The sequence below is a fragment of the Dysosmobacter sp. genome (assembly GCF_034093755.1).
Lineage (GTDB): Bacteria > Bacillota > Clostridia > Oscillospirales > Oscillospiraceae > Oscillibacter.
Window position 1 is genome coordinate 53,825 of the sequence record NZ_JAXEBZ010000063.1, and the last position, 13,714, is coordinate 67,538.

General features: G+C 61.3%; 10 protein-coding genes, 2 pseudogenes and 1 riboswitch. Of the genes and pseudogenes, 9 read left to right on the forward strand and 3 right to left on the reverse strand.

Translation table 11 applies throughout. The annotated features are described in order from the left end of the window. Positions 1 to 51: 51 nt before the first annotated feature. Together SOX55_RS08525 and SOX55_RS11100 are read right to left on the reverse strand one after the other, a co-directional pair. Complete coding sequence (locus SOX55_RS08525) at positions 52 to 963, reverse strand: helix-turn-helix transcriptional regulator (RefSeq protein WP_325287016.1); 912 nt, start codon at positions 961 to 963, stop codon at positions 52 to 54. A gap of 99 nt (positions 964 to 1,062) precedes the next feature. Continuing rightward, positions 1,063 to 1,167 (reverse strand): annotated as a pseudogene (locus SOX55_RS11100) (helix-turn-helix domain-containing protein); the annotation flags it as partial. A gap of 261 nt (positions 1,168 to 1,428) precedes the next feature. Here SOX55_RS11100 and spo0A point away from each other — a divergent pair. The 8 genes from spo0A (at position 1,429) to SOX55_RS08565 (ending at position 11,596) form a co-directional block, all read left to right on the forward strand. After that, positions 1,429 to 2,193 (forward strand): sporulation transcription factor Spo0A, encoded by a 765-nt coding sequence (spo0A, locus tag SOX55_RS08530; RefSeq protein WP_325287017.1) that lies wholly within the window; start codon positions 1,429 to 1,431, stop codon positions 2,191 to 2,193. 258 nt (positions 2,194 to 2,451) lie between these two features. Further along, positions 2,452 to 2,666: riboswitch (cobalamin riboswitch) on the forward strand. Positions 2,667 to 2,780: 114 nt separating this feature from the next. Next, on the forward strand, positions 2,781 to 5,324 hold the full coding sequence (locus SOX55_RS08535) for an S-layer homology domain-containing protein (RefSeq protein ID WP_325287018.1): 2,544 nt from the start codon (positions 2,781 to 2,783) through the stop codon (positions 5,322 to 5,324). Positions 5,325 to 5,336: 12 nt separating this feature from the next. Continuing rightward, complete coding sequence (locus SOX55_RS08540) at positions 5,337 to 5,633, forward strand: cysteine-rich small domain-containing protein (RefSeq protein WP_325287019.1); 297 nt, start codon at positions 5,337 to 5,339, stop codon at positions 5,631 to 5,633. Beyond that, entirely contained in the window at positions 5,630 to 6,712 is a 1,083-nt protein-coding gene (locus SOX55_RS08545) for a prenyltransferase/squalene oxidase repeat-containing protein (protein WP_325287020.1), read from the forward strand. Before SOX55_RS08540 ends, SOX55_RS08545 begins: the two co-directional genes overlap by 4 nt. 12 nt (positions 6,713 to 6,724) lie before the next feature. Further along, complete coding sequence (locus SOX55_RS08550) at positions 6,725 to 7,447, forward strand: DUF4430 domain-containing protein (protein WP_325287021.1); 723 nt, start codon at positions 6,725 to 6,727, stop codon at positions 7,445 to 7,447. A 54-nt stretch (positions 7,448 to 7,501) separates the two neighbouring features. Next, entirely contained in the window at positions 7,502 to 8,356 is an 855-nt protein-coding gene (locus SOX55_RS08555) for an energy-coupling factor transporter transmembrane component T (protein ID WP_325287022.1), read from the forward strand. Then, on the forward strand, positions 8,329 to 10,785 hold the full coding sequence (locus tag SOX55_RS08560; RefSeq protein WP_325287023.1) for an ATP-binding cassette domain-containing protein: 2,457 nt from the start codon (positions 8,329 to 8,331) through the stop codon (positions 10,783 to 10,785). Before SOX55_RS08555 ends, SOX55_RS08560 begins: the two co-directional genes overlap by 28 nt. Positions 10,786 to 10,825: 40 nt before the next feature. Next, a complete protein-coding gene (locus SOX55_RS08565; protein WP_325287024.1) occupies positions 10,826 to 11,596 on the forward strand; it encodes a type III pantothenate kinase in 771 nt (256 codons plus the stop codon). Between the two features lie 49 nt (positions 11,597 to 11,645). Here the strand turns inward: SOX55_RS08565 and SOX55_RS08570 are convergent, their stop codons facing one another. Then, entirely contained in the window at positions 11,646 to 12,884 is a 1,239-nt protein-coding gene (locus SOX55_RS08570; RefSeq protein WP_325287025.1) for a 6-phosphofructokinase, read from the reverse strand. Between the two features lie 214 nt (positions 12,885 to 13,098). On the opposite strand from SOX55_RS08570, the pseudogene SOX55_RS08575 reads away from it, so the two are divergent. Beyond that, positions 13,099 to 13,714 (forward strand): annotated as a pseudogene (locus SOX55_RS08575) (class II fructose-bisphosphate aldolase); the annotation flags it as partial.

Genomic DNA, 13,714 nt, shown 5'->3' on the forward strand with positions numbered 1-13,714 from the left:
AAAGAGCCGGACGGCCACTGGCCGTCCGGCTTTCAGACTGTCGAAAAGTTTTCAGGTCTTGTACGCCGCTTTCCCGTTTTTGGCCGCATAGGTTCCCAGGCGAATGCAGCGCTCCAGATTCTCCAGATCCGGCATGACGTGGACCTCGCCCGCCGCCTGCTGGCTGTAATGCTCCATCTGGTAGCCGATGAGGACGGAGCGGGCGGAGATCACCCGCTGCGCCAGCGGGGAACAGACGTGCTCAAACATCATCTCCAGTATGGCCAGCCAGTTGGAGCCATGGGTTCCGGCCACCAGATAGAAGGTCTTCCGAAGCTCCTGGCTGCTTGTTCCGGACAGGTAGCGGATCAGCTCATCGCGGCGCGTCTCGTCATTCTCAACAACCGGCAGGTTTTCCGAGGGGTAAAGTGTGCAGTGGATATACCGCCAGGCCGGCATATTCAGGACCCGGAACCAGGCGCACAGGTCCAGAAACGACGGGCTGTGTCCGGATTCCCAGTTGTGGATGGTATGCTCCGTTTTTCCCAGGGCCTTTGCCAGCTCCTTTTGCGTGGCGCCGGAGTCAATCCTGGCCCGTGCCATCATGGCGGAACAGAAGCCCGGCTCGTAGAGCTGCCAGATGGTATATCCGGAGGCGTTCTGCCCGGAAAGTGAGGCCTCTTTCGCGGCGGCAATGGCTTTCAGCAGCAGCGGACGGTCCGCCTCAATTCTGGGAGGCTGACGGATCAGGTGGTTGGCGGCACTGAGATCATAGGATACCTGAATGATCTCCGCCACACGGTACCGGCTGGCGAGGCTTGTGTGGACATGGGCAGAGGTCATGTCCAGCAGACCGGACCACTCGGAGCCGTGCTGCCCGAAAATGAGATAGTGAAGCTTTTGAATCTCCGCCGGTCCGGCGACTGTGGAAAAGTAGAACTCTCCGGCCTGCCGGATCCGTTCGTCGGGATCTTCCGCGGACAACCCGGAAAATACCTCCGGCCAGAAAAAATCCAGCATGGGGCGGAATGGGCTTTCGCCCACAGTCCGGAACCATTCAAAGATTCCGTGCAGAGTGGGGGAGCCTTGCCCGCTTTCCCATGCTTTGATGGTACTTTCCGAGACATCCAGTGCTTGGCTCATTGCTTTCCGGCTTAATCCGGAACGGGTCCTGCTTTTGACCAGCATGTCACCGCAGCGGTCGGCTTCTGCAATGCTATGGTTGAATAACAAGTCGCAGCTCCTCCTTTCAAAAAACTATTGGCGGGGAAAATGAACCTGAAAAAAATCGGCAGACGGAAGGCGTGAAAAACGGTGAAAAATATTGCGGTTTTCCGGTGCCTCAAAAGATGAAAAAATGTTGTCTGATTTTGGGAGATTTTCGGTAAGGCACAAATCGGCGTTCTCTGCTAAAGTAAGGTCGTAGGAAAAAAGAAGGGAGGATAAAAAGTGAATACAGTCAAAGTTGTCATCGCAGACCAGGAGCGTGCTTTCCGTGATCTTCTGAAAAAGCGGCTGGCTTTTGAGCCGGACATCAGCGTTGTCGGAACCGCAGAAGACGGATGGGAACTGCTGCGGCTCATTCACGAGCGCTGTCCGGACATGGTGGTCATGGACCTATCTCTTGGCAATGGGCTTGTGCTGCTCCCCTTTATCCACCAGCGGAAGAGCACCGTGAAGATCCTGGTGGTCTCCGGAAACGGAAAAGACTTTCCGGAACCGCCGTCAGCCGAGCTGGGCATTTATTATTACCGGGGCCGCAAGAGCCAGCTGGAGGGTCTGCTGCGATACATGCGGGACATTTCGGGTCTTCTTCCCATGCCGCGGGCAGTCAGGGGCCATCCCGACGGCACGCTGGAGGCCAGAATCTCCCTGCTTCTGCGGGAGTTTGGCATTCCGGCCAATATCAAGGGCTACCAGTATCTCCGGCAGGCCATCCAGATGGTGGTGGAGTCGCCGGAGAACATGAGCGCGGTGACAAAAATCCTGTACCCGGATATTGCAAAATGCTACAAGACCACTGCCAGCTGCGTGGAACGTGCCATGCGCAACGCCATTGAAGTGGCCTGGAGCAGGGGAAACGTGGAGTGTCTGCAAAAATACTTTGGCTATACCATCAGTCCTCATGCGGGAAGACCCACCAATTCGGAGTTTATCGCGACTCTGGCGGATATTATCTGTCTGGAGGAGAAGCAGCCGGAATCCACTGCGTGACGGATGATCATATACCAAAATGAGACAAAATGTCCCACTACTATCAATTTATCTGAATTTCAAGTTTTTGTCAATTAAAATTTTCCTACAAGGTTGGCGGGATAATCCCCGCTGCGGACCGGCGGCCTTTCCGGAAGCGGGGGCTGCCGGTTTTTCACTTCCGGAATGCCGGGAATTGACAACCGCGCTTTCGCGTATTATGATGGTTCCACAGAAAACCGCATACTGCCCCGACTTTTGTGGCATTCGCGCGACCTCTCCGGAGACACGCGATCTTGTTCGGCTGAACAAGGGAACCGGGTGAAAACCCCGGACACGGTACCGGTTTACCGGCACTGTGCTGTAAGCATGGAGCACATCCTTTTTCTGCGAAAGCAGGTCACTGGCTTTGGCTGGGAAGGCGAAGGATGGGCGCTGGCGCGGCTGCGCCTGAACATGTCAGTCAGAAGACCTACAAAAGGGCAAGCCTCCCGAAAACGGGAGGCCTGCTTGTCATGGAAAGGTTTCCCTTTCCTCATGCCGCAAAGAAGGACGCAAGGCGCCCTTCTTTTTCATTTGACTTTGGCAGTATGCAAGGAGGAGTATTCATGAAGAAAAATATGCTGTCCCTGTGCTTGGCGGTGTCCCTGATTCTGGGGACGGTGCCCGCCGCGGCCGCCGATGACGCGGCACCGCCGTTTTCCGCCCGCAGCGGGGAAACGGCACTGGAGGTGGTTCTCTCGGAGGAGGACTACTCGTATACTGTGGTGACGGAGTATGACGAAAACTGGAATCCCGTGACCGTTGAGATGCGGACCGCGCCGCTGTATGAGGTGACGGTTCCGGAGGATGCCGCGGATGTCGTCCTGGATTTCAGCGGGGAGCTGCGTCTTGCCTACGGCTATGACGGCAGCGGAAACTATGTGGCCTCCTACGGTGACTACGGCGACGGGACTGTCGGCCGGACCACTGCTGCTGTTTCCGGGGAGCTGCCGGATTATGTGCAGGTGCAGACGCCGTATGATGAGAGCTGGAACTCCACGCTGCTGTACGCGGTGACGTTTCAGACCTCCGGCGGCTCCCGGGAGCCGGGCGTGCCCGGAGAAAAAGGCCCCTCTGCTGAGCAGCTGATGGCGGCCATTGCCGCCGGATATACGGAGAGTTCCACGGACTGGGTGGTGATGGATATGGCCGCCTACGCCGCCATCCGGCCGGAAACTGCCGCAAAGACCACGGCTGCGGCAAAGCAGGCTTATATAGACGGGGCGATTGCGGCTTTGGCTGGCGACAGCGCCTCCGATACCGTTTGCGCCAAGACCGTGCTGGTCATGACCGCCATCGGCGCGGACGCGGAGCAGCTCTGGCCCGCCGGAAGCGCTGTCCCTGTCAGCGCCGTGGAGAAGCTGAATGCCGCAAGCAAGTCCACCAGCGTCTGGAGTGCTCCGTATACGCTGGCAGCCTACAACCAGGGGGCGTATACCGGTACGGAGGACTATGAAGAGCAGCTGATCTCCGCGCTGCTGAGCGCCCAGGGCGAGGACGGCAGCTGGAATGAGTGGGGGACCATCGACACCACCGCCAACGCCATCGCCGGTCTCAGCTTCTATGGAGACAGAGGGGAAGTGTCGGCTGCCATTGAACGGGGCCTGGGCTATCTTTCCGGGAAAATGAGCGAAAACGGCACGTTTGATGACGGCTACGGTGCCAACTCCAACTCCACCGCCATGGTGGTCATTGCCCTGGCAGCTGCCGGTGTGGACCCTGATGGGGACAGCCGCTTTGTCACGGAAGACGGCGTCAGCGTCCTGGACGGCCTGCTGTCCTTTGCGCTGGAGGACGGCAGCGGCTTTGGCTATTCAGACGCCTCTGCCGCCAACGCCTATGCCACGGAGCAGAGCTTCCGTGCCCTGATCGCGGCGGCTGGGTTCGCGGAGACCGGAAACGCTTACAATGTCTATGATTTCAGCGAAAACAGCGTAACGCCTGCCTATGCCACCGATGCCGGCGGCGATGACGGCGATGATGAGGGCGGTTCCCATGACCGGCCCCAGCCTTCCGGAGAGATCACGGTTTCCTTCACCCTGAAGAGTGACAGCACCACCTGGCTGCCCCGGCGGGCAGTGACGGTGGACGAGGATGCCACAGTCTGTGATGTTGTGACGCAGGTGCTGGATCGGGAAGGCTACACCTACGACGATCCCTCTGACAATTATATTGCCTGGGTCCAGCATCCCGACGGCGACCGTCTGGCGGAGTTTGATCACGGCCCAAACTCCGGCTGGATGTACACTCTGAACGGAGCGCATCCCACCCGGAACATCAATGAGCAGACGCTGGAAGACGGTGACAAGGTGGTGTTCCACTACACCGGCGACTATACACAGGAAGAGGATCAGAAGAATGAGGTGAGCACGGCGGACCGGACGGCCGCCGAAGCGGTGAAGAATCTGATCAATCAGATCGGCTCCGTGACCGCTGACAGCCTTCAGGAGATTCAGGCGGCCCGCTCCGCCTATGATGCCCTGAGCGGTGAGCAGCGGGAGCTGGTTACCAATTATCAGACGCTGATGGATGCGGAGGCAGCCCTGCAGAAGCTGACCGCGCCGCTGCCCTTTACGGATGTGGAGGGCCACTGGGCGCTGGACGCCATCCGGTATGTCTGGCAGCGCGGACTGATGCAGGGAACTTCCGACACCGTGTTCTCGCCGGAGCGGAACGTGACCCGGGGCATGATCGCCGCCATTCTGTACCGGATGGCGGGGCAGCCCGCTGTGAAGAACACAGGGGTGTTTACCGATGTCCCCATGGACAGCTACTGCGCTGACGCTGCCGCATGGGCGGCGGAAAACGGCATCATGCAGGGCTACACCGCCACAACCTTCGGCCCCGGCGATGCCATCACCCGCCAGCAGCTGGCCGCTGTTTTGTACCGTTACGCGGCCTGTTCCGGCCGGAACACCGGCGTCCGGGCGGATCTCAGCGCCTTTGAGGACGCAGCCGCTGTGGGCGGCTATGCCGTGGCGGCCATGCAGTGGGCCAACGCGGAAGGACTCATCAATGGGCGCTCCGACACGGTTCTGGACCCCGGCGGAAACGCCAACCGCGGGCAGACCGCGGTGATTCTGACCCGGTATCTGGGGGCGGCAGAGTAACAGGAGGCTTTTATGGAAAGAACAGATTCATCCGGCTTTTCCTTTTTCCAGAACCGGGCGTGCCCCTTTTTCCCCTGCCATCCGGCGGCGGATGGGGAGGGCTTCAACTGCCTGTTCTGCTACTGCCCCCTGTATGCGCTGGGGCGGAGCTGCGGCGGAGACTTCCGCTATACGGAAAGCGGCGTGAAGGACTGCGGCGGCTGTGTCCGGCCCCATGTGCCCGGCGGATATGAATATGTTCTTTCCCGATTAGACCGCCTGACGGACTGGATGCGGCGGGCGGAGGAACGGATGGAGGAGCTGACATGAAGACAGTCAAACGCGCCCTGCCGGTTCTCCTGGCGGTACTGCTGATACTGCAGACTACCCCGGCGGCGGCAGCCGCTGACAGCACTGCCGCCGCCGCTGCCCGCTGCGCCTCCTATCTGCTCTCTGCGGTGGACGCGCCGCAGGTGGGCTCTGTGGGAGGCGACTGGACGGTGATCGCCCTGGCCCGCGGCAATGCGGAAGTGCCGCAGGAATACTGGGAACGGTATTTCGCGGCTGTGAAGGAATACACCGCCGCCTGCGGCGGCGTGCTGCACCAGCGGAAGTACACAGAATACAGCCGGGTGTCGCTGGCCCTGACGGCCATCGGGGCAGACCCCGCTGACGTGGGCGGCTATGATCTGCTGGCTCCGCTGGGAGACTATGAAAAGACCACCTGGCAGGGCATCAACGGCGCCATCTGGGCGCTGATTGCCCTGGATTCCGGCGGATATGACGTGCCTGCGGCACCGGAAGGAAAGACCCAGGCGACCCGGCAGCGGTACGTGGAGGCCATTCTGGCCCGGCAGCTGACCGACGGCGGCTGGAACATGACCGGCGCCGGTGACGCCGATCCGGACCTGACGGCCATGGCTTTGCAGGCGCTGGCGGGGTATCGGCAGCAGCCGGCGGTTCAGGACGCCGTGGATCGGGCCGTGGAGTGCCTCAGCAAGCTGCAGAACGGCAGCGGCGGCTACGCCACCCAGGGCGTTGTCACGGCGGAGAGCACCGCCCAGGTGATTCAGGCCCTGTGCTCCCTGGGGATTTCTCTGAACGATCCCCGCTTTATAAAGGGCGGCAGCAGCCTGCTGGACGACCTGCTCTCCTACCAGCAGGCCGACGGCAGCTTCCGCCACACCGCGGGCGGCTCCGGCAGCAGCCTGATGGCCACGGAGCAGGCGCTGTGCGCCCTGGATGCGGCGCTGCGGGCGGAGACCGGTGAGGCAGGGCTCTATCAGATGACAGACACGAAGATTGCTGTGGGCCGGACACCGCTGACCTCAGAGGCGCTGTGGCAGAGGATCGCTTATTCCGGCTGCGTTTTGGCAAGGTCCGTTGTGCTTGCCGCGGCGGTCCGGTAAGGAGAGATGGGAATGTGGTGGAAAAAGCATCAGCGGCCGCTTCTGGCGGTTTTGATTCTTGCGGCGGTATTGACCGCCGCCTTTCTCCGCGGCGGCCAGCCGACCCGGAATGAGGGACCCGCTGCGGCCGTCACCAGCCAGCCTGCGGCGCCGGTTCAGGAGACTGTACCGGCGGCGGAGCCGCCTGCCGGAGAAGCGGCGGAAAGCGGAGAACCGGCTGCCGCGCCGGAGCCGCCGGAGAGCGAGTCAGTGCCCCCGGAGGAGGAGCAGGCGCCCGTCCCGGAGACGGAAAGCGCTCCCGCTGCCGCGCAGCAGCCGGTCCGGATGCCGGAGTGTACCGTTTCCATCTCCTGCGCCTCCATACTGGAGAACATGGACCTGTGTCTGCCGGAAAAGACGGAGCTGGTGCCGGAGGACGGCTGGATTCTGCAGCCCACCGCCGTCCCGTTTACGGAGGGCGAATCCGTGTTCGATGTGCTGCAGCGGGTCTGCCGCCAGAACCGGATTCACATGGAGTACATGGATACCCCCGTCTATGGCAGCGCGTACATCGAAGGGATTCACAATCTCTATGAGTTTGATGTGGGAGAGCTGTCCGGCTGGATGTACAGCGTCAACGGCTCCTTCCCCAATTACGGCTGTTCCCAGGCGATTCTGGCAGACGGCGACGTGGTCTGCTGGGTCTATACCTGCGACTACGGCGCTGACGTGGGCGGAAACAATTTTGCGGCGTAACGAAGAGAGGAGGGAGGACCTATCCGGGACAGCTTTTCGGAATACCATCCGCTGGTGAACCTGCTGTATTTTATCCTGGTCATCACATGCACCATGTTTTTGCTGCATCCGGTGAGCCTCTGCGTCTCGCTGGCCGGTGCCATTGCCTACGCCGCCTGCCTGAAAGGCGGCAAAGCCCTGCTGCACAGCCTGGGATATCTGCTCCCTGTGACGCTGCTGGCGGCGGTGCTCAACCCCGTGTTCAGCCATGAGGGCGCCACGGTGCTGGCCTATCTGCCCAGCGGGAATCCCCTGACCCTGGAGAGCGTTGCCTACGGCGCCGCCGCGGCGGTGATGCTGGCGGCGATTCTCCTTTGGTTTACCTGCCTGTCCGCGGTGCTGACGCCGGACAAGCTGATTTTCCTGTTCGGCCGGATTCTTCCGGCGCTGTCGCTGCTTCTCTCCATGACGCTGCGGTTCGTGCCCCGGTTCCTGCGTCAGTTCCGCGAGGTGGCGGAGGCCCAGCGGGGCCTGGGACGGGACGTCTCCAAAGGCCCCCTTCCGCAGCGGCTGCGGACGGCCGTGACCATCCTGTCCATTGTGGTGACGTGGGCACTGGAAAGCTCCGTCGAGACGGCGGACAGCATGAAAAGCCGGGGCTACGGTCTGCCGGGCCGCACGGCGTTTGCCCTGTACCGCTGGGAGAGCCGGGACACGCAGGCGCTGTGCTGGCTGGCGGCGTGGAGCATTTTCCTGGCGGCCGGTGCTGCCGCCGGCGGGCTGCGGTGGCGGTATTATCCCACCATCCGGGGCGGCGGCACATGGCCCGGCATGGTCTGTCAGGCGGCATACCTGCTGCTGTCGATGACGCCGGTACTGCTGAATTGGAAGGAGGGGCGGCAATGGAGGCAATCCGGCTGCAAAATGTGAGCTTCACCTATCCCGGGCAAAGCCGGAAGGCCCTGGACAATATCTCCCTGACCATCGGGCAGGGAGAGTTCTGGGTGCTCTGCGGCTTTTCCGGCTGCGGGAAATCCACATTGCTGCGCCAGCTGAAAACGGTTCTGGCGCCCCACGGCACCCGCTGCGGGGAAGTCCGGATTCAGGGACGGCTGCTGGAAACGCTGGACCTGCGGACCCAGAGCCAGACCGTCGGCTTTGTGTCCCAGTCGCCGGAGAGCCAGATTGTTACGGACCGGGTGTGGCATGAGCTGGCTTTCGGGCTGGAGAGCATGGGACTGGACACGCCGGTCATCCGCCGCCGTGTGGCGGAGATGGCCTCTTTTTTCGGCATCCAAAGCTGGTTCCGCAAAAGCACGGCGGAGCTGTCCGGTGGGCAGAAGCAGCTGCTGAATCTGGCGGCTGTCATGGTGATGCAACCGGATATCCTGCTGCTGGACGAGCCTACCGCTCAGCTGGACCCCATCGCTGCGGCAGACTTCCTGTCCGCCGTGGGAAAGCTGAACCGGGAGCTGGGGACCACGGTTCTTCTGACAGAGCACCGGCTGGAGGACGCCTTTGCCGCGGCTGACTACGGCGCGGTTATGGAGGAAGGAAGGATTCTCTGCCATGGCACGCCCCGTGAGATCGGGGCAGAGCTGCGGAAAACCGGCCATGCCATGTTCCGCTCCATGCCGGCGACCATGCAGGTGTGGGCGGAAACGGACGGGAGCGGTGCGTGTCCCGTCACCGTGCGGGAGGGACGGGACTGGCTGGAGCGGACTGCGGCAAGCCGTGCTCCTGGGGAGCTGCCGCCGGAGCCGACCCGGCCGGAGCAGGATTCGGTGGTGGCTGCGAAAGAGCTTGGATTCCGCTATACCCCTGACTCACCTGATGCTGTAAAGGGACTATCCTTTTCGCTAAAAAGAGGGGAGTTTCTGGCCTTTCTGGGCGGAAACGGCACGGGAAAGACCACCACCCTCAAGCTGGCTGCCGGGCTTCTTCGCCCGGAGCGGGGCAGTGTGCAGGTCCGTGGCTCTTTGGCTCTGCTGCCCCAGGATCCCCGGACGCTGTTTGTGAAAACGACGGTGGGGGCGGATCTGGCGGATGGTCTTGCAGACCCCGGTTCTGACAGTGAGCTCCGGCGGGTGGTCCGTCTCTGTCAGCTGGAGACGCTGCTGAACCGGCACCCCTATGACCTCTCCGGCGGAGAGCAGCAGCGGGCGGCGCTGGCAAAGGTGCTGCTGCGCCGACCGGATATTCTGCTGCTGGACGAGCCTACCAAGGGGCTGGACGCCCGGTTCAAGGAGGCGTTTGCCGGGATTCTCCGGAGCCTGCTGGACAGCGGCGTCAGCATCCTGATGGTGAGCCACGATGTGGAATTCTGCGCCCGGTACGCCCACCGCTGCGCCCTGTTTTTTGACGGCGCCATTGCGGCGGAGGGGACACCCCGGTCCTTCTTTTCCGGAAACCGCTTTTATACCACCGCTGCCAACCGCATGGCACGTCAGCTTCTGCCGGAGGCCGTCACGGTGGAGGAAATCGTGGCGGCATTGGGATACCTCCCTCCGCCGGAAGCGCCGCCCCCGCCGGAAGCGCCGGCGGAACGGGATGGAGGCGGGAAAGGGGAAACGCTGCCGTCCTCCCCGGTGCCTCGGTCCCATGGGCTGCCCGGGCGTACCCTGGCGGCGGCTCTGTCGGTTCTGCTGCTGATCCCGCTGACGCTGTACGCCGGGATGGTGCTGTTTGACAACCGGAAATACGATTTTATCGCCCTGCTGATCCTGTTGGAGTGCATGCTGCCGTTTTTCCTGACCTTTGAGGGGCGAAAACCCCAGGCGCGGGAGCTGGTGATCATCGCGGCGCTGTGCGCCATCGGCGTGGCGGGCCGGGCGGCGCTGTTTATGCTGCCCCAGTTCAAGCCGGTGATGGCGCTGACCATCATTGCCGGCGTGGCCTTCGGCGGTGAGACCGGGTTCCTTGTGGGCGCCATGACCATGCTGGCCTCCAACGTGCTGTTTTCCCAGGGGCCCTGGACCCCCTGGCAGATGTTCGCCATGGGCCTCACCGGCTTTCTGGCGGGCCTCCTGTTCCGGCCAGGCGCGCTGCGGCAGAGAAAGGCTGTGCTGTCGGTTTTCGGCGCGCTGTGCGCCATTTTCGTTTACGGAGGCATTATGAATCTGTCCTCATATCTGATGTGGGCGGAATCCTTCCAGAACAGCATTCTCCTGAGCTATTACGTCACCGGCTTTCCCATGGACTGCGTGCATGCCGCCGCCACCGCCTTTTTCCTCTGGCTGGCAGCGGAGCCGATGCTGGAAAAGCTGGAGCGCATCAAAGTCAAATACGGCATCCTGGAATTCCGGGCACCGGCCGGCCCGGCGGCAGAAGAGAGCTTGCAAAACCCCACCGAAACGTGATACCATATGTAAAAGAGAAGGGTGAAAGGGGCTGTCTGCTATGCTGCTGGCAATCGATGTGGGAAACTCCAATACTTCAGTGGGCCTGTTTGGCCGGGACAAGGAACTGAACTTTCTGGCCACGCTGGATACGGACAGCGGGAAGACCGCGGATCAGATCTGCATTGACCTGATGAATCTTTTTGCGCTGTACCAGTTCAGCCTGCGGGAAGTGACCGGCGCGATTCTCTGCAGCGTGGTGCCGCCGCTGAACTTCATGATGGAAAAGGCACTGACCCGCCTGCTGGGCAAGCCGCCCATGGTGGTGGGGCCGGGGGTCAAGACCGGGCTGAACATCCGCCTTTCTGTCCAGAGCCAGGTGGGGGCGGACATTGTGGCGGACGCCGTGGCGGCGCTGGAAAAGTTCACGCCGCCGATCATCACCATCGACATGGGAACGGCCACCACCGTGGGCGTCATTTCCGAGGGCCGCAACTACGAGGGCGGCATGCTGCTGCCGGGCGTCAACGTCTCCCTGGAGGCCCTGTCCCGCCGGGCGGCGCAGCTGCCGGCCATTTCCCTCCAGCACCCCAAGGCGCTCATCGGCAAAAACACGGAGGACTGCATGCGCTCCGGCATTGTCTACGGCACCGCCGGGATGCTGGACGGCATCATCGACCGCATCCGGGAGGAGTTTCCCGGCAAGGAGGTCAGCGTGGTGGCTACCGGCGGCAACGCCCCGGTGATCGTCCGCTACTGCCGAAATAAAATCGTCTATGACAAGTACCTGCTGATGTCGGGCCTCTGGACCATTTACCAGAAAAACAGATGAAAAGACGGCGCTCCGGTTTTCACCGGAGCGCCGTTTCTTCGTATGGAATTTATTTCGCCAGAACCTTCTTCAGTCTGGCAAAGCGGGGGAGAGAATCCTCCCTGGGCAGCACCGGCTCGCCCTGGATCAGGGGCAGCACGTAGTCCACGAAAGGACGCTCCACGTTGTTGCCCTCGGCATTGATCCACTCGCGGGGAACCTTCTTCTCCGTGTTGGCCACGTCGGTCAGGTTCAGCAGCTTGGTGCGGCAGACATAGCGGCCGTCCTGGATATCCCGCTCGAAGCCTACCATCTTGTCGGTAATTCCGTTGACGGCATTCTCCACAGCGGCTTTACCGGCCATGCAGGCCTCCTCAATGTCCGTCTCGGAAGCCAGGTGCGCGCCGCAGCGCTGCAGTAGGCTCAGCTCGATACCGCGGACCTTCACGCCGAGACGCGCCTTCACGATCTCGGTCAGGAACACCTCCAGGCCGCCCAGCTGGGCATGGCCGAAGCCGTCAGTGGCAGAGGTCTTGGCCTCAGAGACGAAGGAACCGTCGGCATAGTGGATGCCTTCGGACACAGCCACGAAGCAGTTGCCTTTCTCCTTATAGACCCGCTCCACATCGGCCAGGAACTGATCCATATCGAAGTCCACCTCCGGCAGATAGACCAGGTCGGGACCGGAGCCATAGGCAGTGGCCACAGCGGCGGCGCCGGCCAGCCAACCGGCGTGACGGCCCATGATCTCCATCACGCAGACCATGCCGGTGTCATAGACCCGGGCGTCCTGATACACCTCCATGCAGGAGGTGGCGATATACTTGGCGGCGGAGCCAAAGCCGGGGCAGTGATCGGTACCGTACAGATCGTTGTCGATGGTCTTGGGCACGCCCATCACGCGGCACTCATAGCCCACCTTCTGCATATACTTGGAGATCTTATTGCAGGTGTCCATGGAGTCGTTGCCGCCGTTGTAGAAGAAATAGCGGACGTCGTACTTCTTGAAGATCTCCAGAATCCGCTTGTAATCGGTTTCGTCCACATCGGGGTCAGCCATCTTGTAGCGGCAGGAACCCAGGGCGGAGGAGGGGGTGTTCTTCAGCAGCTCCAGCTCCTTGGGATCCTCCTGGCCCATATCAAACAGGCGGTCGTTCAGCACGCCCTTGATGCCGTGCTCCGCGCCCAGAACGCGGGTGATGTTGGGATTTTTCAGTGCGGTATCAATCACGCCGTAGGCACTGGCGTTGATGACGGAAGTGGGGCCGCCGGACTGGCCGAAAATGCAGGCGCCTTTGAGTTCGCTCATGATGAATCGTTCCTCCTAATACACGTTTTTCTTATCATATCATCGAGAAATTCAAATGTAAATACTTGCATTTTATTTTTATTGTGATATTATCAAATAGAAAAATCGTTTTCCTGTTCCGTTTCCAAAAAAACTGTTCTAAATTGCAAAAGTTTTGGTGGAGATGACGAGAGGGCGGGAAAGCGGGAAAATATGAATTATGGAGATGAAGATTATGCCACTGGTTACTACTACTGAAATGTTCAAAAAGGCATATGACGGCGGCTATGCCATCGGCGCGTTCAACGTCAACAACATGGAGATCGTGCAGGGTATCACCGAGGCTGCCCAGGAGCTGAAGGCTCCCCTGATCCTCCAGGTCTCCAAGGGCGCCCGCGCCTATGCCAACCACACCTATCTGGTGAAGCTGGTGGAGGCCGCGGTCATCGAGTGCCCGGACATTCCCATCGCTCTGCACCTGGACCACGGCCCCGACTTTGAGACCTGCAAGTCCTGCATCGACGGCGGCTTTACCTCCGTGATGATCGACGCCTCCTCCAAGCCCTTCGCCGAAAACATCGAGATCACGAAGAAGGTCGTCGAGTACGCACATGACCACGGCGTCGTGGTCGAGGCCGAGCTCGGCACCCTCGCCGGTTTCGAGGACGAGGTCAAGGTCGCCGCGCCCGAGGCGTCCTAGACCCATCCCGAAGAAGTCGAGGAATTCGTCTCCAAGACCGGCTGCGACTCCCTTGCCATCGCCATTGGTACCTCTCACGGCGCTTACAAGTTCAAGCCCGAGCAGTGCACCGTCAATGAGCAGGGCATCCTCGTCCCGCCCCCGCTGCGCT

What these genes read in the sequence shown, in the direction of transcription:
- SOX55_RS08540 (WP_325287019.1), top strand. Translation starts at nt 5,337, where the DNA reads ATGGAAAGAACAGATTCATCCGGCTTTTCCTTTTTCCAGAACCGGGCG.
- SOX55_RS08550 (WP_325287021.1), top strand. Translation starts at nt 6,725, where the DNA reads ATGTGGTGGAAAAAGCATCAGCGGCCGCTTCTGGCGGTTTTGATTCTT.
- SOX55_RS08535 (WP_325287018.1), top strand. Translation starts at nt 2,781, where the DNA reads ATGAAGAAAAATATGCTGTCCCTGTGCTTGGCGGTGTCCCTGATTCTG.
- SOX55_RS08560 (WP_325287023.1), top strand. Translation starts at nt 8,329, where the DNA reads ATGGAGGCAATCCGGCTGCAAAATGTGAGCTTCACCTATCCCGGGCAA.
- SOX55_RS08565 (WP_325287024.1), top strand. Translation starts at nt 10,826, where the DNA reads ATGCTGCTGGCAATCGATGTGGGAAACTCCAATACTTCAGTGGGCCTG.
- SOX55_RS08545 (WP_325287020.1), top strand. Translation starts at nt 5,630, where the DNA reads ATGAAGACAGTCAAACGCGCCCTGCCGGTTCTCCTGGCGGTACTGCTG.
- SOX55_RS08570 (WP_325287025.1), bottom strand. Translation starts at nt 12,884, where the DNA reads ATGAGCGAACTCAAAGGCGCCTGCATTTTCGGCCAGTCCGGCGGCCCC.